This window comes from Pseudomonas sp. 14P5.3.2, assembly GCF_057799175.1.
Genome location: NZ_JBYOKU010000004.1, coordinates 70,741 through 96,132 on the forward strand (window position 1 = coordinate 70,741; position 25,392 = coordinate 96,132).

Here is a 25,392-nt window from a genome sequence, read left to right on the forward strand (position 1 = left end):
CACTAAAAGCGCGCAGAATAATTCAGTGAAGAAGCGGGGTGACGTGTCCATACGTCACTCCGCTTTTTTACAACCTGCGATTGCCCTTTCATGCGTTATTTACGGGAGGTCTTCTTGACTAAGCCAGCCATACTCGCCCTTGCTGATGGCAGCATTTTTCGCGGCGAAGCCATTGGAGCCGACGGTCAAACCGTTGGTGAGGTGGTGTTCAACACCGCAATGACCGGCTATCAGGAAATCCTTACCGATCCTTCCTACGCCCAGCAGATCGTTACCCTGACTTACCCGCACATCGGCAACACCGGCACCACGCCGGAAGACGCCGAGTCTGACCGCGTATGGTCCGCTGGCCTGGTGATCCGTGACCTGCCGCTGGTAGCGAGCAACTGGCGTAACACGATGTCACTGTCCGACTACCTGAAAGCCAACAACGTTGTGGCAATCGCTGGTATCGATACTCGTCGCCTGACCCGCATCCTGCGTGAAAAAGGCGCACAGAACGGCTGCATCATGGCCGGCGACAACATCTCCGAAGAAGCTGCAATTGCCGCCGCGCAAGGCTTCCCGGGCCTGAAGGGCATGGATCTGGCGAAAGTCGTCAGCACCAAGGAAAAGTACGAATGGCGCTCGACTGTCTGGGACTTGAAGACCGACAGCCACGCGACCATCGAAGCGTCCGAGCTGCCATATCACGTGGTTGCCTACGACTACGGCGTCAAACTGAACATCCTGCGCATGCTGGTCGAGCGCGGCTGCCGCGTGACCGTGGTGCCGGCGCAAACCCCGGCGGCCGACGTGCTGGCACTCAAGCCGGACGGCGTGTTCCTGTCCAACGGCCCTGGTGACCCGGAGCCTTGCGACTACGCGATCAAGGCGATCAAGGAAGTACTGGAAACCGAAATTCCGGTCTTCGGTATCTGCCTCGGTCACCAGCTGCTGGCTCTGGCCTCCGGTGCCAAGACCCTGAAAATGGGACATGGCCACCACGGTGCCAACCACCCGGTGCAGGATCTGGACACTGGCGTCGTGATGATCACCAGCCAGAACCACGGTTTCGCGGTTGACGAAGCGACCCTGCCGACCAACGTGCGTGCGATCCACAAATCGCTGTTCGACGGCACCCTGCAAGGTATCGAGCGCACCGACAAGAGCGCGTTCAGCTTCCAGGGCCACCCTGAAGCGAGCCCGGGCCCGAACGATGTGGCACCCCTGTTCGACCGCTTCATCAACGAGATGGCCAAGCGACGCTAAGCGTTCGCCTTGAGACTGTAGCGAGAAGCCCTCGAGGGCGGCCCCGATACCGGTGGCGCCCCTCAGGGCTTCAGAAATCGATCAAGACGGCTTGCCGACTGACCTGCGGATTTGAGTGACAAACCCATGCCAAAACGTACAGACATTAAAAGCATCCTGATTCTCGGCGCTGGCCCGATCGTTATCGGCCAGGCCTGCGAATTCGACTACTCCGGCGCCCAGGCCTGCAAAGCCCTGCGCGAGGAGGGTTACCGCGTCATCCTGGTGAACTCCAACCCGGCCACCATCATGACCGACCCGGACATGGCTGACGCCACGTACATCGAGCCGATCAAGTGGCAGACCGTGGCCAAGATCATCGAAAAAGAGCGTCCGGATGCGGTGCTGCCAACCATGGGCGGCCAGACTGCACTGAACTGCGCCCTGGACCTGGAGCGCGAAGGCGTCCTGGAAAAGTTCGGCGTGGAAATGATCGGCGCCAACGCCGACACCATCGACAAGGCTGAAGACCGTTCGCGTTTCGACAAGGCCATGAAGTCGATCGGCCTGGAATGCCCGCGTTCCGGTATCGCTCACAGCATGGAAGAAGCCAACGCCGTCCTCGAGCGTCTGGGTTTCCCGTGCATCATCCGTCCGTCCTTCACCATGGGCGGCACCGGTGGCGGTATCGCGTACAACCGTGAAGAGTTCGAAGAAATCTGCGCCCGCGGTCTGGACCTGTCGCCGACCAAAGAGCTGCTGATCGACGAATCGCTGATCGGCTGGAAAGAATACGAAATGGAAGTTGTCCGCGACAAAAAGGACAACTGCATCATCGTCTGCTCGATCGAAAACTTCGATCCGATGGGCGTGCACACCGGTGACTCGATCACCGTGGCTCCGGCACAGACCTTGACCGACAAGGAATACCAGATCCTGCGTAACGCCTCGCTGGCGGTACTGCGTGAGATCGGCGTCGAGACCGGCGGTTCCAACGTACAGTTCGGCATCTGCCCGGACACCGGCCGCATGGTCGTGATCGAGATGAACCCGCGTGTATCGCGTTCCTCGGCACTGGCTTCGAAAGCCACCGGTTTCCCGATCGCCAAAGTCGCGGCCAAACTGGCGGTGGGCTACACCCTCGACGAACTGTCGAACGACATCACCGGCGGCAAGACCCCGGCGTCCTTCGAGCCGTCGATCGACTACGTCGTGACCAAGCTGCCACGTTTCGCTTTCGAGAAATTCGCCAACGCTGACGCACGCCTGACCACTCAAATGAAGTCGGTCGGTGAAGTCATGGCCATCGGTCGCACCTTCCAGGAATCCCTGCAGAAAGCCCTGCGCGGTCTGGAAGTCGGTGTTTGCGGTCTGGACGAGAAGCTCGACCTGAGCAACCCGGAAAGCATGAGCATCCTCAAGCGCGAGCTGACCGTGCCGGGCGCCGAGCGTATCTGGTATGTGGCGGACGCCTTCCGCGCCGGCATGACTGTCGAAGACATCTTCGGCATGAACATGATCGACCCGTGGTTCCTGGTGCAGATCGAAGATCTGATCAAGGACGAAGAGAAGGTCAAGACCCTCGGTCTGTCCGCCATCGACCGCGACCTGATGTTCAAACTCAAGCGCAAAGGCTTCTCCGATCAGCGTCTGGCCAAGCTGCTGGGTGTGACCGAGAAGAATCTGCGTACTCACCGTCAAAAACTGGAAGTGTTCCCGGTCTACAAGCGCGTTGACACCTGCGCCGCCGAGTTCGCCACCGACACCGCTTACCTCTACTCGACTTACGAGGAAGAGTGCGAAGCCGCGCCGTCCGGTCGTGACAAGATCATGATTCTGGGTGGCGGTCCGAACCGTATCGGCCAGGGCATCGAGTTCGACTACTGCTGCGTACACGCGGCCCTCGCACTGCGCGAAGACGGCTACGAAACCATCATGGTCAACTGCAACCCGGAAACCGTTTCTACCGACTACGACACTTCCGACCGTCTGTACTTCGAGCCGGTAACCCTGGAAGACGTGCTGGAAATCTGTCGCGTCGAGAAGCCGAAAGGCGTGATCGTCCAGTACGGCGGCCAGACGCCGCTGAAACTGGCGCGTGCCCTTGAGGCCGCTGGCGTGCCGATCATCGGCACCAGCCCTGACGCCATCGACCGTGCCGAAGACCGCGAGCGCTTCCAGCAAATGGTCGAGCGCCTGAACCTGCGTCAGCCGCCAAACGCCACCGTGCGCAGCGAAGACGAAGCTGTTCGCGCTGCCGCGAAAATCGGTTATCCGCTGGTGGTGCGCCCGTCCTACGTACTGGGCGGCCGCGCGATGGAAATCGTTTACAAGGAAGACGAACTCAAGCGCTACCTGCGTGATGCGGTGCAAGTCTCCAACGACAGCCCGGTGCTGCTCGACCACTTCCTCAACTGCGCCATCGAGATGGACGTGGATGCGGTCTGTGACGGGAAAGACGTGGTGATCGGCGCGATCATGCAGCACATCGAACAGGCGGGCGTTCACTCCGGTGACTCCGCGTGCTCGCTGCCGCCATACTCGCTGCCGGCGCACATCCAGGACGAGATGCGCGAACAGGTCAAGAAAATGGCCCTGGAACTGGGCGTTGTCGGCCTGATGAACGTGCAACTGGCGCTGCAGGGCGAAGACATCTACGTCATCGAAGTCAACCCGCGCGCTTCGCGTACCGTACCGTTCGTGTCCAAGTGCATCGGTGTTTCCCTGGCAATGATCGCTGCTCGCGTCATGGCCGGTAAGACCCTGAAGGAAATCGGCTTCACCAAGGAAATCATCCCGAACTTCTACAGCGTGAAAGAGGCGGTGTTCCCGTTCGCCAAATTCCCTGGCGTTGACCCGATCCTCGGCCCAGAGATGAAGTCCACCGGTGAAGTGATGGGCGTCGGCGACACCTTCGGTGAAGCATTCGCCAAGGCCCAGATGGGCGCGAGCGAAGTGCTGCCGACCGGCGGTACCGCGTTCATCAGCGTGCGTGACGATGACAAGCCGCTGGTTGCAGGCGTGGCCCGTGATCTGATCAACTTGGGCTTCGAAGTGGTCGCCACTGCCGGTACTGCCAAGCTGATCGAAGCCGCAGGCCTGAAAGTGCGCCGTGTGAACAAGGTGACCGAGGGTCGTCCGCACGTGGTCGACATGATCAAGAATGACGAAGTCACCCTGATCATCAACACCACCGAAGGCCGTCAGTCGATCGCTGATTCCTACTCCATTCGTCGTAATGCCCTGCAGCACAAGATCTACTGCACCACCACCATTGCTGCGGGCGAGGCTATCTGTGAAGCGCTGAAGTTCGGTCCCGAGAAGACCGTGCGCCGCTTGCAGGATTTACACGCAGGATTGAAGGCATGATCAAATACCCAATGACCGTCCAGGGCGCGAAAGCCCTGGAAGAAGAACACGCTCATCTGACCAAGGTCGTTCGTCCGAAACTCAGCCAGGACATCGGTACGGCTCGCGAGTTGGGTGACCTGAAGGAAAACGCTGAATACCATGCCGCCCGCGAACAGCAAGGCATGGTCGAGGCGCGGATCCGTGATATCGAAGGCCGGATCCAGAATCAGGTCATCATTGATGTGACGACGATTCCGCACACCGGCAAAGTGATCTTCGGTACTACCGTCGAGATCGCCAACGTCGAGACGGATGAGAGTGTCACTTACCACATCGTCGGTGAGGATGAGGCTGACTTCAAACTCGGCAAGATTTCGGTTGGCTCGCCTCTGGCCCGCGCCTTGATCGGCAAGGAAGAGGGCGATGTGGTCGCAGTGAAAACGCCAAGCGGCGTTATCGAGTACGAGATTGTCGAAGTCCGTCACATCTGAAGGCAGGCGCCCGCTACGTGCGGGCGCCATGCTTTGGCAGCTGACCCAGATGTTGTGGGTCGGCGGCTTCTGGCTGATTCATCTCGGTTTGCGAGCGGTGTTGGGCAAGATTGGCCTGGCACCATTGCTGATCGATGAGATTGCCGATGCGTTCGAAGTGCCGGTGGTGAGTTTTGCCGCCGCATGCGTGATCTTTCAGGCTTTGGTGCTGGTACAGGCCGAGGGCCTTGCCAGTCTATGGCGGGACTTTCGTGGGCAGGTGTTGCTGATGGCGTTGTATGCGTGTGCGATGTTTGTCGCCGTGCGTGTCGGCTGGCCGCAAGCGCAGCGCTGGCAGGAGTTCAGTTTTCTGGTGTTGGGCTTTTCCGGTCTGGTGCTGGTGTTGCAACCGGTTCCGGGATGGAGCGGGAGGGTGCGCGAAGCACACCCTTGACCCTTGTCATCACTTGAAGCGATGAACGTTCGACAGCTGCTTGTTGACGCTGAAGTTCTTGCGATAAACCAGTGCCATCTTGCCGATGACCTGAACCAGGTCTGCTTTGCCGACCTTGCACAGTTCTGCAATGTGCGCCAGGCGCGACTCGCGGTCGAGGATGTTGAGCTTGATCTTGATCAGCTCATGATCCGCCAATGCGCGTTCGAGTTCGGCTAACACACCTTCAGTCAAACCGTTGTCAGCCACAGTCAAAACTGGTTTCAGATGGTGGCCAATGGATTTGTACTGTTTCTTCTGCTCTGGAGTGAGCGGCATAATCTGACCCTTTCGTCTGGATTCTGTAAAATGGCGGCCATTTTACCCGAGGGTTCGTGGATCCGCCCAATTAATCACGACCCTTATTATCGAGGTGCCCAATGGCGCGTTCCAAGACAAGCCTTGGTTGGCTGAAACGACATGTCAACGATCCTTATGTGAAGCAGGCGCAGAAGGATGGCTACCGCTCGCGTGCGAGTTACAAGCTTCTGGAGATCCAGGAGAAATACAAGCTGATCCGTTCCGGCATGAGCGTTGTCGACCTGGGCGCGGCGCCCGGCGGCTGGTCGCAGGTCACCAGTCGGTTGATCGGCGGTCAGGGCCGCCTGATCGCGTCGGACATCCTGGAAATGGACAGCATCCCGGACGTGACTTTCATCCAGGGTGACTTCACCGAGGACGAAGTGCTCGCGCGGATCCTTGAAGCTGTGGGTAATTCGCAGGTGGACCTTGTGATTTCCGATATGGCCCCCAATATGAGTGGTACGCCTGAAGTAGACATGCCGAAAGCCATGTTCCTTTGTGAGCTGGCGCTTGATCTGGCGGAGCGGATACTCAAGCCGGGCGGTAATTTCGTGATCAAGATTTTTCAGGGCGAAGGTTTCGATGTTTACCTGAAGGATGCTCGCAAGAAATTCGACAAGATCCAGATGATCAAGCCGGATTCGTCCCGTGGCAGCTCCCGCGAGCAATATATGCTGGCTTGGGGCTACCGCGGCGGCAACGAGTAAAACGAGTTTTTTGGCCGGGGTGATAGGTTTTTCGTATTTTGCCCCGCGTGCATAAGCGAATATTGTGTAGAAAGTGTTTCACAAAGGGTTACAGACGGCGCCTGCCAGAGTTGTAGGTAATGTAGTAAGTTAGGCCGGTGAATATCATGCGAAGCGCGCGCCAGTAGCGGAGCTTGCTTCAGAGGGTAGTTAATTGAACGATATGGCAAAGAATCTGATCCTGTGGTTGATCATCGCGGCAGTCCTCGTGACGGTGATGAACAACTTCTCCAGCCCTAACGAGCCGCAGACCCTCAACTATTCCGACTTCATCCAGCAGGTCAAGGATGGCAAGGTCGAGCGCGTAGCCGTTGACGGCTATGTGATTACCGGCAAACGCAACGATGGTGACAGCTTCAAGACCATTCGTCCGGCGATCCAGGACAATGGCCTGATTGGCGACCTGGTCGACAATCACGTTGTGGTTGAAGGCAAGCAGCCTGAACAGCAAAGCATCTGGACTCAACTCCTGGTGGCCAGCTTCCCGATCCTGGTGATCATTGCGGTGTTCATGTTCTTCATGCGCCAGATGCAGGGTGGCGCCGGGGGCAAGGGTGGACCGATGAGCTTCGGCAAGAGCAAGGCGCGCCTGCTCTCCGAAGATCAGGTGAAAACCACCCTGGCTGACGTTGCGGGTTGCGACGAAGCCAAGGAAGAAGTCGGCGAGCTGGTTGAGTTCCTGCGTGATCCGGGTAAGTTCCAACGCCTGGGCGGTCGTATCCCTCGCGGTGTGCTGATGGTCGGTCCTCCGGGTACCGGTAAAACCTTGCTGGCCAAAGCGATTGCCGGCGAAGCGAAGGTACCGTTCTTCACTATTTCCGGTTCTGACTTCGTTGAAATGTTCGTGGGTGTCGGTGCAAGCCGCGTTCGTGACATGTTCGAGCAGGCCAAGAAACACGCACCGTGCATCATCTTCATCGACGAAATCGACGCCGTTGGTCGCCATCGTGGCGCCGGCATGGGCGGTGGTCACGACGAGCGCGAGCAGACTCTCAACCAGTTGCTGGTGGAGATGGATGGCTTCGAAATGAATGACGGCATCATCGTGATCGCCGCTACCAACCGTCCTGACGTACTCGACCCTGCGCTGCTGCGTCCGGGCCGTTTCGACCGTCAGGTGGTTGTAGGTTTGCCGGATATCCGTGGTCGCGAGCAGATCCTCAAGGTTCACATGCGCAAAGTGCCAATGGGCGACGACGTTGCTCCGGCCGTTATCGCACGCGGTACCCCGGGCTTCTCCGGTGCGGACCTGGCCAACCTGGTCAACGAGGCTTCGCTGTTCGCTGCACGCAGCGGCAAGCGCATCGTTGAAATGAAAGAATTCGAACTGGCCAAAGACAAGATCATGATGGGCGCCGAGCGCAAATCGATGGTCATGTCCGAGAAAGAAAAACAGAACACCGCTTATCACGAAGCTGGCCACGCCATTGTTGGTCGCGTCGTGCCTGAGCATGATCCGGTCTACAAGGTCTCGATCATTCCGCGTGGTCGTGCGCTGGGTGTGACCATGTTCCTGCCGGAAGAAGATCGCTACAGTCTGTCCAAGCGTGCGCTGATCAGTCAGATCTGCTCGCTGTACGGCGGCCGTATCGCCGAAGAAATGACTCTTGGTTTCGACGGTGTGACCACCGGCGCTTCCAACGACATCATGCGTGCCAGTCAGATTGCGCGGAACATGGTGACCAAGTGGGGTCTGTCGGAAAAACTCGGTCCGCTGATGTACGCCGAAGAAGAGGGCGAAGTGTTCCTCGGTCGCGGTGGTGGTGGTCAGAATGCCAGTTTCTCCGGTGAGACCGCCAAGCTGATCGACTCCGAAGTGCGTAGCATCATCGATCAGTGCTACGGCACGGCCAAGCAGATCCTCACGGACAACCGTGACAAGCTGGATGCCATGGCCGATGCGCTGATGAAGTACGAAACCATCGATGCCGAGCAGATCGACGACATCATGGCGGGTCGTACGCCCCGCGAACCGCGTGACTGGACAGGTGGCACCGGTACGCCTCCGCCTCCAGTGATCCAGGATGAGCGTCCGGAAACACCGATCGGCGGTCCGGCTGCTGACGTTTAAGGTTTGAAATGACTTCTGCACAGTCCCTGACCCGGTTGCCTTGCGGCAACCGGGTTCTTGATTTGGCCCGGACGCATGTCATGGGCATTCTCAATGTCACTCCCGATTCCTTTTCCGATGGCGGCCGCTACAGTCAGCTCGACGTGGCCTTGCGTCACGCCGAAGCCATGGTGGCTGCTGGCGCGACGCTGATTGATGTCGGCGGTGAATCGACCCGGCCCGGCGCTCGAGCGGTTTCGCCGCTGGAAGAGCTGGAGCGCGTAGCTCCGATTGTGGAGCTGATCAATCGCGAGCTGGATGTGGTGATCTCGGTTGATACTTCGACACCTGCAGTGATGCGCGAAACTGCGCGGCTCGGTGCCGGGTTGATCAATGACGTGCGCTCGCTGCGCCGTGATGGTGCGCTGGATGCCGCTGCGGCGACCGGGTTGCCGGTATGTCTGATGCACATGCTCGGTGAGCCAGGTGACATGCAGGACAATCCACACTATCAGGACGTTACCCGGGAAGTGGGTGAGTTTCTGGCCGAGCGCATGGCTCAATGTGCGGCGGCGGGTATTCCTGCCGAGCGGATCATTCTTGATCCCGGTTTCGGTTTCGCCAAAACCCTGCAGCACAATCTAAGCTTGTTCAAGCATATGGAAGCCCTGCATGCGCTGGGGCGTCCGCTATTGGTCGGTGTCTCACGCAAAAGCATGATTGGTCAGGCGCTGAATCGTCAGGTGGGCGAGCGTCTGCATGGTGGTCTGGCACTCGCGGCACTGGCGTCAGTGAAAGGAGCGCGTATATTGCGCGTCCATGATGTGGCGGAAACGGTAGACGTGGTGCGAATGCTCGCGGCCGTGGAATCAGCCGAATAAGAATGATGGAGCACTTATGAGCAAGAAATACTTTGGTACTGACGGTATTCGTGGTCGTGTCGGTGAATACCCGATCACTCCGGACTTCATGCTCAAGCTCGGCTGGGCGGCTGGCATGGCCTTTCGCAAGATGGGCGCCTGCAAGGTTCTGGTCGGCAAGGACACGCGAATCTCCGGCTACATGTTCGAGTCGGCGCTTGAAGCAGGCCTGACGTCGGCGGGTGCCGATGTAATGCTGCTCGGCCCGATGCCGACGCCGGCGATTGCCTATCTGTCGCGCACGTTCCAGGCCGAAGCAGGCATCGTGATCAGTGCTTCGCACAATCCGCATGATGATAATGGAATCAAGTTCTTCTCCGGCAAGGGCACGAAGCTGCCTGATGAACTGGAGCTTATGATCGAAGAACTGCTCGACACCCCGATGACCGTGGTCGAGTCGAGCAAGATTGGCAAGGTGTCGCGGATCAACGATGCTTCGGGTCGCTACATCGAATTCTGCAAAAGCAGCGTGCCGAGCGGTACCAGTTTTTCCGGTTTGAAGATCGTGATCGACTGCGCACATGGTGCGACCTACAAGGTTGCTCCAAGTGTATTCCGTGAGTTGGGTGCTGAAGTGGTCGTGCTTTCGGCTCAGCCCAATGGTCTGAACATCAATGAAAATTGCGGTTCGACCCATATGGGGCCGTTGCAGGCTGCTGTATTGGCTGAGCACGCTGATCTGGGTATCGCCTTCGATGGCGACGGTGATCGGGTGTTGATGGTCGATCACACTGGCGCCATCGTCGATGGTGACGAGCTGCTGTTCATCATTGCGCGCGATCTGCACGAGCGTGGCAAGTTGCAGGGTGGCGTGGTCGGTACTCTGATGAGCAACCTGGGTCTTGAGCTCGCGTTGGCGGATCTCTCGATTCCGTTCATTCGAGCGAATGTCGGTGATCGCTATGTGATCGCCGAGCTGCTGGAGCGCAACTGGCTGGTAGGTGGTGAGAATTCGGGCCACATCGTCTGCTTCAATCACACCACAACAGGTGATGCGATCATTGCTGCGTTGCAGGTGTTGATGGCATTGAAAGCCCGCAATGAAGGTCTTGCGCAAACGCGTCAGGTCTTGCGCAAGTGCCCTCAAGTGCTGATCAATGTGCGTTTCGGTGGTGGCGAAAGCCCGCTTGAGCATCCGGCTGTCAAGGAAGCCAGTGCGCGGGTAACCCAGGCGATGGCGGGTCGAGGTCGTGTGCTTCTGCGCAAGTCCGGCACAGAGCCGCTGGTGCGTGTGATGGTCGAAGGCGAGGATGAAACTCAGGTTCGCAGCTATGCCGAAGAACTGGCAAAACTGGTAAGTGAAGTTTCTGCCTGATTCGGCTTGCCAGCCATGATTGTGTTGGGTAACATCTGCGCCCACTTTGACCGACGAGGTACAGCATGCGTCGCCCTATGGTAGCTGGTAACTGGAAGATGCACGGTACCCGCGCCAGCGTCGCTGAGCTGATCAACGGCCTTCGTCATCTGGCCTTGCCAAGCGGTGTTGATGTCGCGGTATTCCCGCCTTGCTTGCATATCAATCAAGTGATTGATGGTTTGAAAGGCAAATCGATTTCGGTCGGTGCGCAGAATTCTGCGGTGGAATCCATGCAAGGTGCATTGACCGGTGAAATTGCACCGAGTCAGTTGGTGGATGCAGGTTGTTCCCTGGTGCTTGTCGGGCACTCCGAACGCCGCCAGATAATGGGCGAGCGAGACGGGATGCTGAATCGCAAGTTCGCAGCGGCACAGGCATGTGGCTTGATTCCGGTGTTGTGTGTAGGGGAAACCCTCGAGCAGCGCGAAGCCGGAAAAACTCTTGAGGTTGTCGGGCGTCAGCTGGGCAGCATCATCGAGGAGCTGGGTGTAGGTGCCTTTGCCAATGCAGTTATTGCTTACGAGCCTGTCTGGGCCATTGGTACCGGACTGACTGCAACGCCGCAACAGGCTCAGGATGTGCACAAAGCCATTCGCGAGCAGTTGGCGGCAGAGAATTCTGAAGTCGCACGAGGTGTGCGGCTTCTATACGGCGGCAGCGTGAAGGCGGCCAATGCGGTCGAACTGTTCGGCATGCCGGATATCGATGGGGGGCTCATTGGTGGAGCTTCCCTGAATGCAGATGAGTTCGGTGCGATTTGTCGCGCCGCGGGAAACTGAAAAAATGCTGGAAACAGTCGTAGTCGTTTTTCATCTGCTGGGTGCATTGGGCGTAGTTGCTCTGGTTTTGCTGCAGCAGGGTAAGGGTGCGGACGCTGGCGCGTCTTTCGGAGCAGGTGCTTCAAATACTGTGTTCGGAAGCCAAGGTTCCTCTACCTTTCTTAGTAAGTTTACTGCTATACTTGCCGCCGGTTTCTTCATAACCAGCCTGGGGTTAGGTTACTTTGCTAAAGAGAAAGCTCATCAGCTGACTCAAGCAGGTTTGCCAGATCCAGCAGTGTTGGAAGTACCTAAGCAACAAAAACCGGCTTCTGATGATGTCCCGGTGCTTCAAGAGCAAAAGTCGGCTACTACAGCGACTGACGTACCTCCAGCTCAAGAGCAGAAGTAAGAAGGGTTTCAAACGTAGTTTTGCCGAGGTGGTGGAATTGGTAGACACGCAACCTTGAGGTGGTTGTGCCCATAGGGTGTAGGGGTTCGAGTCCCCTTCTCGGTACCAATTAGTCAGGAGAGCCCGCTGTTGCGGGCTTTCTTGCAGGTGGAAGGTTACATTGACCCTATAAGGGATCGGTCGTATACTTCCGCCCCAGCTTTGTCGCGGGGTGGAGCAGTCTGGTAGCTCGTCGGGCTCATAACCCGAAGGTCGTCGGTTCAAATCCGGCCCCCGCAACCAGTTTAAGGAGCCCCTTTTCAGGGGCTTTTTGTTAGCTGGACACTTTCTGCGCCGCTGTTCGACGGCGTTTCAAGGATGGGCGTTTCGCCCATTTTTTTATTTTGCAGCGCATGCATTTACATGCACGAGGGGGTTCAGGTGTCGAGCAAGCTAGAAGAGTTGCAGGCCTTGTTGGCCCCGGTGGTCGTGGCCCTAGGCTATGAATGCTGGGGTATCGAGTTTTCGGCTCAAGGTCGTCACTCGATGTTGCGTGTTTATATCGATAAAGAGGGTGGCGTGCTGGTGGACGATTGCGCCATTGTCAGCCGTCAGATCAGCGGTGTCCTGGATGTTGAAGATCCGATCTCCGTTGAATACACCCTCGAAGTTTCCTCGCCTGGCATGGAACGCCCACTGTTCACTCTTGAGCAGTTTGCAAAATTTGCCGGTGAACAAGTGAAGATCAAGCTGCGCTCGCCTTTCGAAGGTCGACGCAACTTTCAGGGCCTTCTGCGCGGTGTAGAAGAACAGGACGTCGTGGTGCAGGTAGAAGACCATGAGTTCCTGTTGCCGATCGATATGATCGACAAGGCCAACATTATTCCCAGTTTTGACTGAGACGCGGATCCCGCGGATCCAATGGCTTGCGAAAGGCGAGGCGTACGATGAGCAAAGAAGTACTGCTGGTTGTTGAGTCGGTATCCAATGAAAAGGGCGTACCGGCAAGCGTGATTTTTGAAGCGCTGGAGCTGGCTCTGGCCACTGCTACCAAAAAGCGTTTTGAAGACGAAGTTGACCTGCGTGTGGAGATCAATCGCCACACCGGTTCCTATGAGACTTTCCGTCGCTGGACAGTCGTCGAAGAGAATGATCTCGACGATCCTGCGATCGAAACCTGGCCAAGCAAGGTTGCCGAAACGCATCCGGGCGCCAAGGTCGGCGACGTCGTCGAAGAAAAGATCGAATCCATCGAGTTCGGCCGCATTGCTGCACAGACTGCCAAGCAAGTCATTGTGCAGAAAGTGCGTGAAGCCGAGCGCGCTCAAGTGGTCGACGCCTATCGCGAGCGCCTGGGAGAAATCATCTCCGGCACCGTGAAGAAAGTCACCCGCGACAACGTGATCGTCGATCTGGGCAACAACGCCGAAGCGTTGCTGGCCCGTGAAGACATCATTTCTCGCGAAACCTTCCGTGTCGGTGTGCGTCTGCGTGCACTGCTCAAGGAAATCCGCACCGAGAACCGCGGCCCGCAGCTGATCCTGTCGCGCACCGCGCCGGAAATGCTGATCGAGTTGTTCCGCATCGAAGTGCCGGAAATCGCTGAAGGCCTGATCGAAGTAATGGCAGCGTCCCGTGATCCGGGTTCGCGTGCCAAGATCGCTGTCCGTTCCAAGGACAAGCGCATCGACCCGCAGGGCGCGTGCATCGGTATGCGCGGTTCGCGCGTCCAGGCCGTGTCGGGCGAGTTGGGTGGCGAACGTGTCGATATCGTCCTGTGGGACGATAACCCGGCGCAGTTCGTGATCAATGCCATGTCGCCGGCAGAAGTGGCGGCCATTATCGTTGACGAAGATGCCCATGCAATGGACATCGCCGTTGGCGCAGACAATCTGGCTCAGGCCATCGGTCGGGGTGGTCAGAACGTGCGTCTGGCGAGCCAGTTGACTGGCTGGACCCTGAACGTGATGACCGAATCGGACATCCAGGCTAAGCAGCAAGCAGAAACCGGCGACATCCTGCGCAACTTCATCGACGAGCTGGAAGTCGACGAAGAACTGGCTCAGGTGCTGGTAGATGAAGGCTTCACCAGCCTGGAAGAGATTGCCTACGTACCGTTGGAAGAAATGCTCAACATCGACGGCTTTGACGAAGATATCGTCAACGAGCTTCGCGCTCGTGCCAAGGATCGTTTGTTGACCAAAGCCATCGCTACTGAGGAAAAGCTGGCAGACGCCCATCCGGCCGAAGACCTGCTCTCGCTTGAGGGTATGGACAAGGATTTGGCGATGGAACTGGCGGTGCGCGGCGTAATTACCCGCGAAGACCTGGCCGAGCAGTCTATTGACGACCTGCTCGACATCGACGGCATTGACGATGATCGTGCCGGCAAGTTGATCATGGCCGCCCGAGCCCACTGGTTCGAGTAATTAGGCGCGGCCTGAGGAGAGAAGTGCATGACGCAAGTCACGGTGAAACAACTGGCCGATGAGGTCAAAACACCGGTAGAGCGCCTGTTGCAGCAGATGCGTGAGGCAGGTCTGCCGCACACCGCCGCCGAAGAACATGTGACTGACAGTGAGAAGCAATCCCTGCTGACTCACTTGAAGAGCAGTCACAAGGCGAAAGTGGAAGAACCACGCAAGATCACGCTGCAGCGTAAAACCACCAGCACCCTGCGTGTGGCTGGTAGCAAGAGCATCAGCGTAGAAGTTCGCAAGAAGAAAGTTTTCGTACAGCGTAGCCCGGAAGAAATCGAAGCCGAGCGCAAGCGTGAACTGGATGAGCGTCGCGCAGTAGAAAATGCTGCCCGTCAGAAGGCTGAAGAAGAAGCCAAGCAGCGCGCTGAAGAAGAAGCGCGTCGCCAGCCTGCTGCTGCGCCGTCCGCGTCTGCTGAAGCTGTTGCTGCACCTGCGCCAGTAGCCGAACCCGTGCGCGAAGCCGCGCCGGTTGCTGCTGCGCCAGCTGCCGACACTCGCAAGCGTGACGAACAGCGTCGTCCGGACAAGCCACGTGCCGACGATAACAATCGTCGCGGCGGTGGTGGCGATGGCGAGCGCAAAAACGCTCCGCATCGCGCATCGGTCAAAGAAAAGGCGCCGGCTCCACGTGTGGCGCCACGCACTACCGACGAAGAAAGCGATGGCTTCCGTCGTGGTGGTCGCGGCAAGGCCAAGCTGAAGAAACGCAACGCTCACGGCTTCCAGAACCCTACCGGTCCTGTCGTGCGTGAAGTGAAGATCGGCGAGACCATCACTGTTGGCGATCTCGCCCAGCAGATGTCGGTCAAGGCTGCTGAAATCATCAAGTTCATGTTCAAACTGGGCACTCCAGCGACCATCAACCAGGTACTCGATCAGGAAACTGCTCAACTGGTTGCTGAAGAGCTGGGCCACAAAGTGACCCTGGTCAGCGACACCGCCCTGGAAGATTCCCTGGCCGAGTCCCTGAAGTTTGAAGGTGAGGCAGTTTCCCGTGCACCGGTCGTGACCGTAATGGGCCACGTTGACCACGGTAAGACTTCCCTGCTCGACTACATCCGTCGTGCCAAGGTTGCAGCGGGCGAAGCCGGCGGCATTACCCAGCACATCGGCGCATACCACGTTGAAACCGACCGTGGCATGGTGACGTTCCTCGACACCCCGGGTCACGCTGCGTTTACCGCAATGCGTGCCCGTGGTGCCAAGGCGACCGACATCGTGATCCTGGTGGTGGCGGCGGACGACGGCGTGATGCCGCAAACCATCGAGGCTGTTCAGCACGCTCAGGCGGCTGGCGTTCCTCTGGTGGTTGCGGTGAACAAGATCGACAAGCCAGGTGCCGACCTCGATCGCATCCGCAGCGAACTGTCGGTTCACGGCGTGACTTCCGAAGAGTGGGGCGGCGACACTCCATTCGTACCGGTTTCGGCGAAAATGGGTACCGGCGTTGACGAACTGCTCGAAGCCGTTCTGCTGCAGGCCGAAGTTCTCGAACTGACCGCCACTCCATCGGCTCCTGGCCGTGGTGTTGTCGTTGAATCGCGTCTGGACAAGGGCCGTGGCCCGGTGGCCACCGTGCTGGTTCAGGACGGTACGCTGCGTCAAGGCGACATGGTGCTGGTCGGCTCGAACTATGGCCGCGTGCGCGCCATGCTCGACGAGAACGGCAAGCCGATCAAGGAAGCAGGTCCGGCCATTCCGGTCGAGATCCTGGGTCTTGACGGTACACCAGACGCTGGCGACGAGATGAGCGTGGTTGCCGACGAGAAGAAAGCCCGTGAAGTGGCTCTGTTCCGTCAAGGCAAGTTCCGCGAAGTCAAACTGGCTCGCGCTCACGCCGGCAAGCTGGAAAACATCTTCGAAAACATGGGTCAGGAAGAGAAGAAGACGCTCAACATCGTCCTCAAATCCGACGTCCGTGGTTCGCTGGAAGCTTTGCAGGGCGCTCTGAACGGCCTGGGCAACGACGAAGTGCAAGTGCGCGTAGTCGGTGGCGGTGTCGGTGGTATCACCGAATCCGACGCCAACCTGGCACTGGCTTCCAACGCTGTACTGTTCGGCTTCAACGTGCGTGCCGATGCTGGCGCACGGAAGATCGTCGAGCAGGAAGGTCTGGACATGCGTTACTACAACGTGATCTACGACATCATCGAAGACGTCAAGAAAGCCCTGACTGGCATGCTCGGCAGCGATGTTCGCGAGAACATCCTGGGCGTGGCCGAAGTGCGCGACGTGTTCCGTTCGCCGAAGTTTGGCGCGATCGCCGGTTGCATGGTGATCGAAGGTGTTGTGCACCGTAACCGTCCGATCCGTGTACTGCGTGAAGACATCGTTATCTTCGAAGGCGAGCTGGAATCCCTGCGCCGCTTCAAGGATGACGCTTCCGAAGTACGTGCCGGCATGGAATGCGGTATCGGCGTGAAGAGCTACAACGACGTCAAAGTCGGTGACAAGATCGAAGTCTTCGAGAAGGTTCAGGTTGCTCGCAGCCTCTGACTCGCGCACTTCAAGGGCCACGCCGAGCCGCCGCATGCAGATGCGCGCCACGGCGTCAGGACTCTAAACGCAACGCCCGGTCTGGCTTTTGTCAGGCCGGGCGTTTGCCGCTTTCAGACCTTGCGGGTTTCACCGCGGGGCAGTAACAGGTAACAAAATCATGGCAAAAGAATACAGCCGTACCCAACGTATCGGCGATCAGATGCAGCGTGAGCTGGCCCAACTGATCCGTCGTGAAGTCAAAGACCCGCGCGTCGGCCTGGTCACCATTACCGCTGTGGAAGTCAGCCGTGACGTCGGTCACGCGAAGATCTTCATCACCGTGATGGGGCAGGACAACGCCGAAGACATCGCGCAAAGCATCAAGGTGCTCAACGCTGCTGCAGGTTTCCTGCGCATGCAGCTGGCCCGTGAAATGAAGCTGCGCAGCGTGCCGCAATTGCACTTCCACTACGACGAAAGCGTCGTGCGTGGCGCGCATCTGTCGGCCCTGATCGAGCGCGCCGTGGCTGAGGACAATCAGCACCTGGCCGCTGCACCTGAAGACACCAAGGAGTAATTCGGTGGCTCAGGTCAAACGTATCCGTCGTAACGTCAGCGGTATCATCCTGCTCGACAAGCCGCTGGGGTTCACCTCCAACGCCGCGTTGCAGAAGGTTCGCTGGTTGCTCAACGCCGAGAAGGCCGGTCACACCGGCAGTCTCGACCCGCTGGCCACCGGTGTCTTGCCGCTGTGCTTTGGCGAGGCAACGAAGTTTTCGCAATACCTGCTCGATTCCGACAAGGGTTACGAAACCCTGGCGCAACTGGGCAAGACCACCACCACGGCGGACGCCGAGGGTGAGGTTTTGCAGGAGCGTCCGGTGACCGTTGGTCGCGCCGATGTCGAAGCGGTTCTGCCGAAATTTCGTGGGCAAATCAGTCAGATACCGCCGATGTACTCGGCACTCAAGCGTGACGGTCAGCCGCTGTACAAGCTGGCCCGTGCAGGCGAAGTAGTGGAGCGCGAACCGCGTTCTGTTACTATTGCGCGCTTGGAATTGCTGGCCTTCGAAGGCGATACTGCGCGTCTTGCGGTGGATTGCAGCAAGGGCACCTATATCCGCACCCTGGTGGAGGATATCGGTGAGCAACTCGGTTGTGGTGCGTACGTCGCTGAACTGCGTCGTACCCAGGCCGGGCCTTTCACCCTGGCGCAGACCGTAACCCTCGAAGAGCTGGAAGCGGTACATGCCGAAGGCGGCAACGAAGCGGTCGACCGTTTCCTGATGCCATCGGACAGCGGCCTGCAGGATTGGCCGCTGCTGCACTTCTCCGAAGCGAGTGCGTTCTACTGGCTCAACGGCCAGCCGGTACGCGCCCCGGATGCTCCGAAGTTCGGCATGGTACGGGTACAGGATCACAATGGTCGCTTCATCGGTATCGGTGAAGTGAGCGAAGACGGGCGCATCGCGCCGCGTCGACTGATTCGGTCAGAATGACCGAACGAGTGTGGCTGTTAACAGGCACGGTCACTACTCATTTATAGATACAGGGATTTGTCCCTGGCCTGTTGAAACTGTTTTTGAAACAGTTTCCTGATAAAAGGATTGCCTCATGGCTCTCGACGTTCAAGAAAAAGCTCAAATCGTTGCCGACTACCAGCAAGCTGTTGGTGATACTGGTTCGCCAGAAGTGCAAGTTGCACTGCTGACCGCCAACATCAACAAACTGCAAGGTCACTTCAAGGCCAACGGTAAAGACCACCACTCCCGTCGTGGTCTGATCCGCATGGTAAACCAGCGTCGCAAGCTGCTGGACTACCTGAAAGGCAAAGATCTGAGCCGTTACAGCGCTCTGATCGGCCGCCTGGGTCTGCGTCGCTAATCAGCGATTGCGCTATGAGGTTGGTTGTCTGTCAGGCATCAGCGGTTTTCCGTTGGTGGCTGGCAGGCTCCCAGCCTCAAGTTTTATCTGCACTACCGTTTTACCCGGACAGTCAGCGGGCCGATTCCCGACACTGCCCAAGAATTTCGCAAGAAACCAGTTCCCCCAAGAGCCACAAAGAAGGTAGGACACCGTGAACCCGGTAATCAAAAAATTCCAGTTCGGTCAGTCGACCGTTACCCTCGAGACTGGCCGTATCGCCCGTCAGGCCTCCGGCGCAGTATTGGTCACCGTTGACGACGACGTCAGCGTATTGGTGACCGTCGTCGGTGCCAAGCAAGCCGATCCAGGCAAGGGCTTCTTCCCTCTGTCCGTTCACTACCAGGAAAAAACTTACGCTGCCGGTAAGATCCCTGGCGGTTTCTTCAAGCGCGAAGGCCGTCCTTCCGAGAAAGAAACCCTGACTTCCCGACTGATCGACCGTCCGATCCGTCCGCTGTTCCCAGAAGGCTTCATGAACGAAGTGCAGGTTGTCTGCACCGTCGTTTCCACCAGCAAGAAGACCGATCCGGACATCGCTGCGATGATCGGTACCTCGGCTGCCCTGGCCATCTCGGGCATTCCGTTCGACGGTCCGATCGGCGCCGCTCGCGTAGCGTTCCACGAAAGCACCGGCTACCTGCTGAACCCGACCTACGAGCAGCAAGCTGCTTCGAGCCTGGACATGGTCGTTGCCGGTACTGCGGACGCCGTGCTGATGGTTGAATCGGAAGCCAAAGAGCTGACCGAAGACCAGATGCTGGGCGCGGTACTGTTCGCTCACGACGAGTTCCAGGTGGTGATCAACGCCGTCAAAGAACTGGCCGCTGAAGCTGCCAAGCCAACCTGGACCTGGGCGCCTGCTCCAGAAGCCACCGAACTGCTGGGCGCGATCCGTGCCGAGTTCGGCGAAGCGATCTCCCAGGCTTACACCATCACCGTCAAGGCTGACCGCTACGCACGTCTGGGCGAGCTGAAAGACCAGGTCGTTGCCAAGCTGTCCGGCGAAGAAGGCCAGCCTTCGGCTGCTGACGTCAAAGCGGCTTTCGGCGAAATCGAATACCGCACCGTTCGCGAAAACATCGTTAACGGCAAGCCACGTATCGACGGTCGCGACACCCGCACCGTACGTCCGCTGAACATCGAAGTCGGCGTTCTGCCGAAGACTCACGGTTCGGCGCTGTTCACCCGTGGCGAAACCCAGGCTCTGGTAGTCGCGACGCTGGGTACTGCCCGTGACGCACAGCTGCTGGACACCCTGGAAGGCGAGAAGAAAGACCCGTTCATGCTGCACTACAACTTCCCGCCGTTCTCGGTGGGCGAGTGTGGTCGCATGGGTGGCGCTGGTCGTCGTGAAATCGGTCACGGCCGCCTGGCCCGTCGTTCGGTTTCGGCCATGCTGCCAGCCGCTGACGTGTTCCCGTACACCATCCGTGTGGTTTCGGAAATCACCGAATCCAACGGTTCGAGCTCGATGGCTTCCGTTTGCGGCGCTTCCCTGGCCCTGATGGACGCTGGTGTTCCAATGAAGGCGCCGGTTGCCGGTATCGCCATGGGTCTGGTTAAAGAAGGCGAGAAGTTCGCCGTCCTGACCGACATCCTGGGTGACGAAGACCACCTGGGCGACATGGACTTCAAAGTAGCCGGTACCGCCAAAGGCGTTACTGCGCTGCAGATGGACATCAAGATCAAGGGCATCACCGAAGAGATCATGGAAATCGCTCTGGGCCAAGCCCTGGAAGCGCGCCTGAACATCCTTGGCCAGATGAACCAGATCATTGGCCAGTCGCGTACCGAACTGTCGGCCAACGCTCCGACCATGATCGCGATGAAGATCGACACCGACAAGATCCGTGACGTTATCGGTAAAGGTGGCGCGACCATCCGTGCGATCTGCGAAGAAACCAAGGCTTCGATCGACATCGAAGACGACGGTTCGATCAAGATCTTCGGCGAAACCAAGGATGCCGCAGAAGCTGCTCGTCAGCGCGTTCTGAGCATCACTGCAGAAGCTGAAATCGGCAAGATCTACGTCGGCAAGGTTGAGCGCATCGTCGACTTCGGCGCATTCGTCAACATCCTGCCGGGCAAGGACGGTCTGGTGCACATCTCGATGCTGAGCGACGCTCGCGTAGAGAAAGTCACCGACATCCTGAAAGAAGGCCAGGAAGTGGAAGTGCTGGTACTGGACGTGGACAACCGCGGCCGTATCAAGCTGTCCATCAAAGACGTGGCAGCAGCCAAGGCTTCGGGCGTTTAATCGCCCCACAGCTTTAGCGCAATAAAAATGCCCCGCCGTGAAAACGGCGGGGCATTTTTTTGTCTGCCACAAATGATATCAGTAGAGACAACGCCAAATTTGCCGCAACCCGAGACCGGTGCTAGGTTTAGCCCACCGCCCGTGTAGCTCAGCCGGTAGAGCAGCGCACTCGTAACGCGAAGGTCGCAGGTTCGATTCCTGTCTCGGGCACCATCCCCTCAGTCCCCCGGTTTATGTCTTCCAGGTCAAAGTTTTTGTGGGAGAGATGTAAAGAGCCGTGTAATTCGTCATGCAAACGTCCTATATTCGATGCCTGCATGAGCATCGCCCAGCAGTTTTCAGATGATCCCGAATGGTTCCGAAGGCCGGACAATCCGCGTCAGAGAGATCCTTGATGATCCAGATCCATCCTCCATTCTTACGATCAGCGAGAACGCCATGACCGAATTAACTCAAGAGCAACGTCACGAACAAGCGCTGGAAAAATACATTCTGGACGTGCCGGATCTGAAAGAAGAGATCAAGGACCTGAGTCCTGATGATCAGAAAGACCAGATCCAGTGGGCATTCGAAGACGAAGCCGAAGCCCAGGGTTTGCAGCCGTGGGAGTTGACGCTCAAGTACACCAGCACCCCTGAAGAGTTCGAGGCCAAGCGTCTGGAGCTGCACAAGGAGGCGGCCGAAGTGTTGGGCGTCGAGTGGGACGAGTACTGCGAGATGAACAATCTGGTGGTCTGAAACAAAAACGCCAGCCTCAACCAGGCTGGCGTTTTTTATTGCGCGACGGCCTCAGAGGCTCAGACGCATCGACAGGTCCACTGCCTTCACGTCCTTGGTCATCGCCCCGATCGAGATGTAATCCACGCCGGTTTCGGCGATCGGCAGCAGCGTGCTTTCGTTGATGCCGCCGCTGGCTTCCAGTTTGGCCTTGCCGCCGTTCAGGCGTACGGCTTCGCGCATGTCGTCCAGGCTCAGTTCATCGAGCATGATGATATCGGCGCCGGCTGCCAGCGCTTCCTTCAACTCCTCCAGGCTCTCCACTTCGACCTCAACCGGTTTGCCCGGCGCGATCTTGTGCGCGGCGGCAATGGCCTGCGCGATGCCGCCGCTGGCGGCGATGTGGTTTTCCTTGATCAGGAACGCGTCGTAGAGGCCGATGCGGTGGTTGTGGCAACCGCCGCAGGTGACGGCGTATTTCTGCGCCAGACGCAGGCCTGGCAGGGTCTTGCGAGTATCCAGCAGCTTGACTTGGGTCTGCGCCACGAAGTCCGCCAGGTACTGCGCACGCGTTGCCACGCCGGACAGCAGTTGCAGGAAGTTCAGCGCACTGCGCTCACCCGTCAGCAACGAACGGGCCGGGCCTTCCAGATGAAACAGCGGCTGATTGGGTTTAACCCGTTCGCCGTCCCGCACCTGCCAGTGCACCGCGACCCGCGGATCGAGCTGGCGAAACACCGTGTCGACCCACGCCGTACCGCAGATAACTGCTTCGTCGCGAGTGATGATGGTGGCTTTGGCCAGACGTTCGGCCGGGATCAGTTGCGCGGTGATGTCGCCGCTGCCGACATCTTCGAGCAACGCACGGCGCACGTTGGCTTCGATTTCGGCGGTCAAATCGGCGAGACGTAGATTCGGCATAACGGGCTCCACAGACTAAGTGCGCCGATTATAGGGGCATGGCGAGAGCCAACCCAAGGCGAGAACTCGCGAGCCTGACTGCATCTGGTCGATTTTCTTTGAGCAAAGCCCGATTTCCGTGGTCACTGAAAGGTGTTGCAGGCATAGGGGAAACCCTGACGGCTATAGCGCCGAGGACAAGTTTTGCAAGATAATCCGCCTTGCATTTGACGTCATAGCTTTGACGTGCAACTCGCTCCCACCGGGCATTGCGTTTTGACTGACCAGTGGAATCACCGTTTCAGGAGGCTTGGATGCGCAACGACGGGAACGTAGTGCCTTTGCACAAGGCTGCTACCGATCAGGCGAATCATTCGCCGCTCGCCCGCCTGCCTGTGATTCTGCTTCAGGTCCGCGACAAGGCGGCCCAGCAACTGCGCCATGGTTTGCAGGAGTTGTTCGATAACGCCGACGACACCCTGTTCGAGATGGCCGACCGGGCGCGCAACGATGTCGAACAGAACATCTTTTTCGAAGCCATGCGCGACCTGCGCCTCAAGCGCAAAAACATCGAGCGCGGTTTTCTCGAGCAATTCTTCGAAGCCTTTGTCGCGCTGATTCAATACGATGCCGCACCACCCACATTGCCCGGCACGCTGATGTTCGAGGATTCGGCACCGCGCACCGATGACATGGAGCGCAGTGTGGCGGTCGAGACCATGGTCGGCCGCGTGCTCAAGCGTGACGGCTTTGCCCTCGATCAACTGACCGCGCGGCTCAACGCGTTGCTGGGCAAGGATTTCGACAACCAGCACAACCCGCTCGGCCCGGCGATGCTCTGCGAGTTTTTCCTGCAGGCCGGACGTAACCTGGGCGTGGAGATCAAGGTCAAACTGATCCTGCTCAAACTGTTCGAACGCTACGTGCTGGCCGATACCGAGCAACTGTACGCTGAAGCCAATCAATTGCTGATTGCCACCGGCGTCTTGCCTGAGTTGAAGCCAGCACCGGCGCGGCGCGCAATCGAGCGCGCGACGGCCAGTATCAACAATGAAGAAAGTGCCGAACCCGAGCCCGCTGACGAAGGCGTGCAGGAAGTGTTTGCGGCGTTGCAGGAGTTACTTTTACATGTGCGCGGCAGCGTCGCGCCGACTCTGGAGCCGAGTGCAGCTGCGCAACCGATTACCACCCGCGATCTGCTGCGCCTGCTTTCGCACTTGCAGCAATACGTCCCGGCGCTGGCGGCGCAAGACGATTTCGATCTGCGCAATCAGCTTGAACAGTTGCTGACGCGGGTCAGTGTCAGGAGCGGCAAATCGCGCATCGTCGACGGCGCCGATGAAGATGTGATCAACCTGATCGCCATGGTCTTCGACTGCATCCTTGAAGACCGTAACCTGCCGGATTCGCTCAAGGCGCTGATCGCGCGTTTGCAGATCCCGATGCTCAAGGTGGCGGTACTCGACAAAAGCTTCTTCAGTCGCAGCAGCCATCCAGCGCGGCGCCTGCTCAACGAAATCGCCGATGCCGCCATGGGTTGGGGCGACTGCAATGGCGAGGCCCGCGACAGCCTGTATCTGCGCATCGAACAAGTGGTGCAGCGCCTGCTGAGTGACTTCGTCGACGATCCGGCGATTTTCTCCGAATTGCTCGCCGACTTCCTCGCCTTCACCAGCGATGAGCGGCGGCGCAGCGAGTTGCTGGAGCAGCGTTTGCGCGATGCCGAAGAGGGCCGGGCGAAAACCGAACTGGCGCGGCAACGGGTCGAGCAGGCGTTGAATATGGCGCTGCTGGGTAAAGTCCTGCCGCCGTCGGTGGTGACGTTTGTGCGCGATGCCTGGAGCAAGGTGCTGCTGCTGACCTGTCTCAAGCATGGCGATCACTCGGCTGAGTGGCAGGCCGATGTGCAGACCATGGAGCAATTGATCTGGAGCGTGCAGCGTCACGACGAAGCTGACGCCGGTCTGCAATTGTTGGCGCTGGTGCCCGGTTTGCTCAAATCACTGCGTGATGGCTTGAGCAGCTCGGCGTTTGATCCGTTCGCCACCAGCGAATTTTTCAGCGAGCTGGAAGCGCTGCATGTGCGGGTGCTTGAACCTGCAACCGAGCAGCCGCCGGCGGATGCGCCGGCGCTGGTTGAAGTGTCGCAGCACATTACCCTGCGCAGCGCCGATGAGGGCGCGGTCGGCCTGAACGCCAGCGGCCTTGCGCATGACGACCCCGGGCTGCGTCAGGTGGAGCAACTGCGCCTGGGCAACTGGGTCGCGTTCCAGGAAGACGACGAGCACAGCCTGCGCTGCAAGCTGGCAGCGATCATCGAAGCCACCGGCAAATACGTGTTTGTCGACCGTACCGGGATGAAAGTGCTGGAGCGCAGTCGCGTCGACCTGGCCCTTGAGTTTCGCCGTGGCGCGGTGCGGGCGCTGGATGACACCTTGCTGTTCGATCGGGCGCTGGAGTCGGTGCTCGGCAATCTGCGGCGACTCAATCGCGGCAAGTGATCGCGCGCCGGGGGCCGATCACGGCATACTGGGCGCCAACACAGTCGGCGTTGAAGGAATCGGT

The 25,392-nt window shown here is 58.6% G+C and carries 21 protein-coding genes and 3 tRNA genes; 22 read left to right on the forward strand and 2 right to left on the reverse strand.

Annotated elements, in window-relative coordinates:
- Window positions 1-114 precede the first annotated feature (114 nt).
- The 4 genes from carA (at window position 115) to AC27VU_RS04630 (ending at window position 5,505) form a co-directional block, all read left to right on the forward strand.
- A complete protein-coding gene (gene carA, locus AC27VU_RS04615) occupies window positions 115-1,251 on the forward strand; it encodes a glutamine-hydrolyzing carbamoyl-phosphate synthase small subunit (RefSeq protein WP_115988239.1) in 1,137 nt (378 codons plus the stop codon).
- Between the two features lie 126 nt (window positions 1,252-1,377).
- Window positions 1,378-4,599: a carbamoyl-phosphate synthase large subunit gene (gene carB, locus AC27VU_RS04620; RefSeq protein WP_007961429.1), complete on the forward strand. Its 3,222-nt coding sequence runs from the start codon at window positions 1,378-1,380 to the stop codon at window positions 4,597-4,599.
- Entirely contained in the window at window positions 4,596-5,072 is a 477-nt protein-coding gene (gene greA, locus AC27VU_RS04625) for a transcription elongation factor GreA (protein ID WP_003221530.1), read from the forward strand. Before carB ends, greA begins: the two co-directional genes overlap by 4 nt.
- Before the next feature lie 28 nt (window positions 5,073-5,100).
- The gene (locus AC27VU_RS04630; protein ID WP_003221532.1) at window positions 5,101-5,505 is read left to right on the forward strand and encodes a hypothetical protein; all 405 of its coding nucleotides are present in this window, start codon (window positions 5,101-5,103) and stop codon (window positions 5,503-5,505) included.
- A gap of 9 nt (window positions 5,506-5,514) precedes the next feature.
- Here the strand turns inward: AC27VU_RS04630 and AC27VU_RS04635 are convergent, their stop codons facing one another.
- Window positions 5,515-5,823, reverse strand: a complete 309-nt coding sequence (locus AC27VU_RS04635) for a YhbY family RNA-binding protein (RefSeq protein WP_003221534.1) — start codon at window positions 5,821-5,823, stop codon at window positions 5,515-5,517.
- 101 nt (window positions 5,824-5,924) lie between these two features.
- Here AC27VU_RS04635 and rlmE point away from each other — a divergent pair, with 101 nt between their 5' ends.
- The 17 genes from rlmE (at window position 5,925) to AC27VU_RS04720 (ending at window position 21,948) form a co-directional block, all read left to right on the forward strand.
- Window positions 5,925-6,554, forward strand: coding sequence for a 23S rRNA (uridine(2552)-2'-O)-methyltransferase RlmE (gene rlmE, locus AC27VU_RS04640; protein WP_003221536.1), 630 nt, complete (start codon window positions 5,925-5,927; stop codon window positions 6,552-6,554).
- A gap of 202 nt (window positions 6,555-6,756) precedes the next feature.
- Window positions 6,757-8,664, forward strand: coding sequence for an ATP-dependent zinc metalloprotease FtsH (ftsH, locus tag AC27VU_RS04645; RefSeq protein ID WP_027610779.1), 1,908 nt, complete (start codon window positions 6,757-6,759; stop codon window positions 8,662-8,664).
- A gap of 8 nt (window positions 8,665-8,672) precedes the next feature.
- The gene (gene folP, locus AC27VU_RS04650; RefSeq protein WP_103484333.1) at window positions 8,673-9,524 is read left to right on the forward strand and encodes a dihydropteroate synthase; all 852 of its coding nucleotides are present in this window, start codon (window positions 8,673-8,675) and stop codon (window positions 9,522-9,524) included.
- Window positions 9,525-9,540: 16 nt separating this feature from the next.
- Window positions 9,541-10,878: a phosphoglucosamine mutase gene (gene glmM / locus AC27VU_RS04655; protein WP_400509730.1), complete on the forward strand. Its 1,338-nt coding sequence runs from the start codon at window positions 9,541-9,543 to the stop codon at window positions 10,876-10,878.
- 65 nt (window positions 10,879-10,943) lie between these two features.
- Window positions 10,944-11,699 carry a triose-phosphate isomerase gene (tpiA, locus tag AC27VU_RS04660; RefSeq protein WP_003221542.1) on the forward strand — a complete coding sequence of 252 codons (756 nt, stop codon included), beginning with the start codon at window positions 10,944-10,946 and terminating at the stop codon, window positions 11,697-11,699.
- 4 nt (window positions 11,700-11,703) lie between these two features.
- The gene (secG, locus tag AC27VU_RS04665; protein ID WP_473020044.1) at window positions 11,704-12,090 is read left to right on the forward strand and encodes a preprotein translocase subunit SecG; all 387 of its coding nucleotides are present in this window, start codon (window positions 11,704-11,706) and stop codon (window positions 12,088-12,090) included.
- Window positions 12,091-12,112: 22 nt separating this feature from the next.
- Window positions 12,113-12,198 (forward strand) — tRNA-Leu (locus AC27VU_RS04670).
- 97 nt (window positions 12,199-12,295) lie between these two features.
- Window positions 12,296-12,372 (forward strand) — tRNA-Met (locus AC27VU_RS04675).
- Window positions 12,373-12,510: 138 nt separating this feature from the next.
- Window positions 12,511-12,969, forward strand: coding sequence for a ribosome maturation factor RimP (gene rimP, locus AC27VU_RS04680; protein ID WP_007973115.1), 459 nt, complete (start codon window positions 12,511-12,513; stop codon window positions 12,967-12,969).
- Window positions 12,970-13,016: 47 nt separating this feature from the next.
- Entirely contained in the window at window positions 13,017-14,498 is a 1,482-nt protein-coding gene (gene nusA, locus AC27VU_RS04685; RefSeq protein ID WP_003221546.1) for a transcription termination factor NusA, read from the forward strand.
- A 27-nt stretch (window positions 14,499-14,525) separates the two neighbouring features.
- The gene (gene infB / locus AC27VU_RS04690) at window positions 14,526-17,045 is read left to right on the forward strand and encodes a translation initiation factor IF-2 (protein WP_003221547.1); all 2,520 of its coding nucleotides are present in this window, start codon (window positions 14,526-14,528) and stop codon (window positions 17,043-17,045) included.
- A 160-nt stretch (window positions 17,046-17,205) separates the two neighbouring features.
- Window positions 17,206-17,604 carry a 30S ribosome-binding factor RbfA gene (gene rbfA / locus AC27VU_RS04695; protein ID WP_003221549.1) on the forward strand — a complete coding sequence of 133 codons (399 nt, stop codon included), beginning with the start codon at window positions 17,206-17,208 and terminating at the stop codon, window positions 17,602-17,604.
- Window positions 17,605-17,608: 4 nt separating this feature from the next.
- The gene (gene truB, locus AC27VU_RS04700) at window positions 17,609-18,526 is read left to right on the forward strand and encodes a tRNA pseudouridine(55) synthase TruB (RefSeq protein WP_024011571.1); all 918 of its coding nucleotides are present in this window, start codon (window positions 17,609-17,611) and stop codon (window positions 18,524-18,526) included.
- Window positions 18,527-18,641: 115 nt separating this feature from the next.
- Window positions 18,642-18,911, forward strand: a complete 270-nt coding sequence (rpsO, locus tag AC27VU_RS04705; RefSeq protein WP_003221553.1) for a 30S ribosomal protein S15 — start codon at window positions 18,642-18,644, stop codon at window positions 18,909-18,911.
- A 193-nt stretch (window positions 18,912-19,104) separates the two neighbouring features.
- Window positions 19,105-21,210: a polyribonucleotide nucleotidyltransferase gene (gene pnp / locus AC27VU_RS04710; protein ID WP_003221554.1), complete on the forward strand. Its 2,106-nt coding sequence runs from the start codon at window positions 19,105-19,107 to the stop codon at window positions 21,208-21,210.
- A gap of 137 nt (window positions 21,211-21,347) precedes the next feature.
- Window positions 21,348-21,423, forward strand: a tRNA-Thr gene (locus AC27VU_RS04715).
- 225 nt (window positions 21,424-21,648) lie between these two features.
- Complete coding sequence (locus tag AC27VU_RS04720; RefSeq protein WP_003221556.1) at window positions 21,649-21,948, forward strand: DUF6388 family protein; 300 nt, start codon at window positions 21,649-21,651, stop codon at window positions 21,946-21,948.
- 51 nt (window positions 21,949-21,999) lie between these two features.
- Here the strand turns inward: AC27VU_RS04720 and nadC are convergent, their stop codons facing one another.
- The gene (nadC, locus tag AC27VU_RS04725; protein WP_003221558.1) at window positions 22,000-22,848 is read right to left on the reverse strand and encodes a carboxylating nicotinate-nucleotide diphosphorylase; all 849 of its coding nucleotides are present in this window, start codon (window positions 22,846-22,848) and stop codon (window positions 22,000-22,002) included.
- Between the two features lie 293 nt (window positions 22,849-23,141).
- Here nadC and AC27VU_RS04730 point away from each other — a divergent pair, with 293 nt between their 5' ends.
- Window positions 23,142-25,328, forward strand: a complete 2,187-nt coding sequence (locus tag AC27VU_RS04730) for a DUF1631 domain-containing protein (protein ID WP_488723553.1) — start codon at window positions 23,142-23,144, stop codon at window positions 25,326-25,328.
- The last annotated feature ends 64 nt before the right edge of the window (window positions 25,329-25,392 follow it).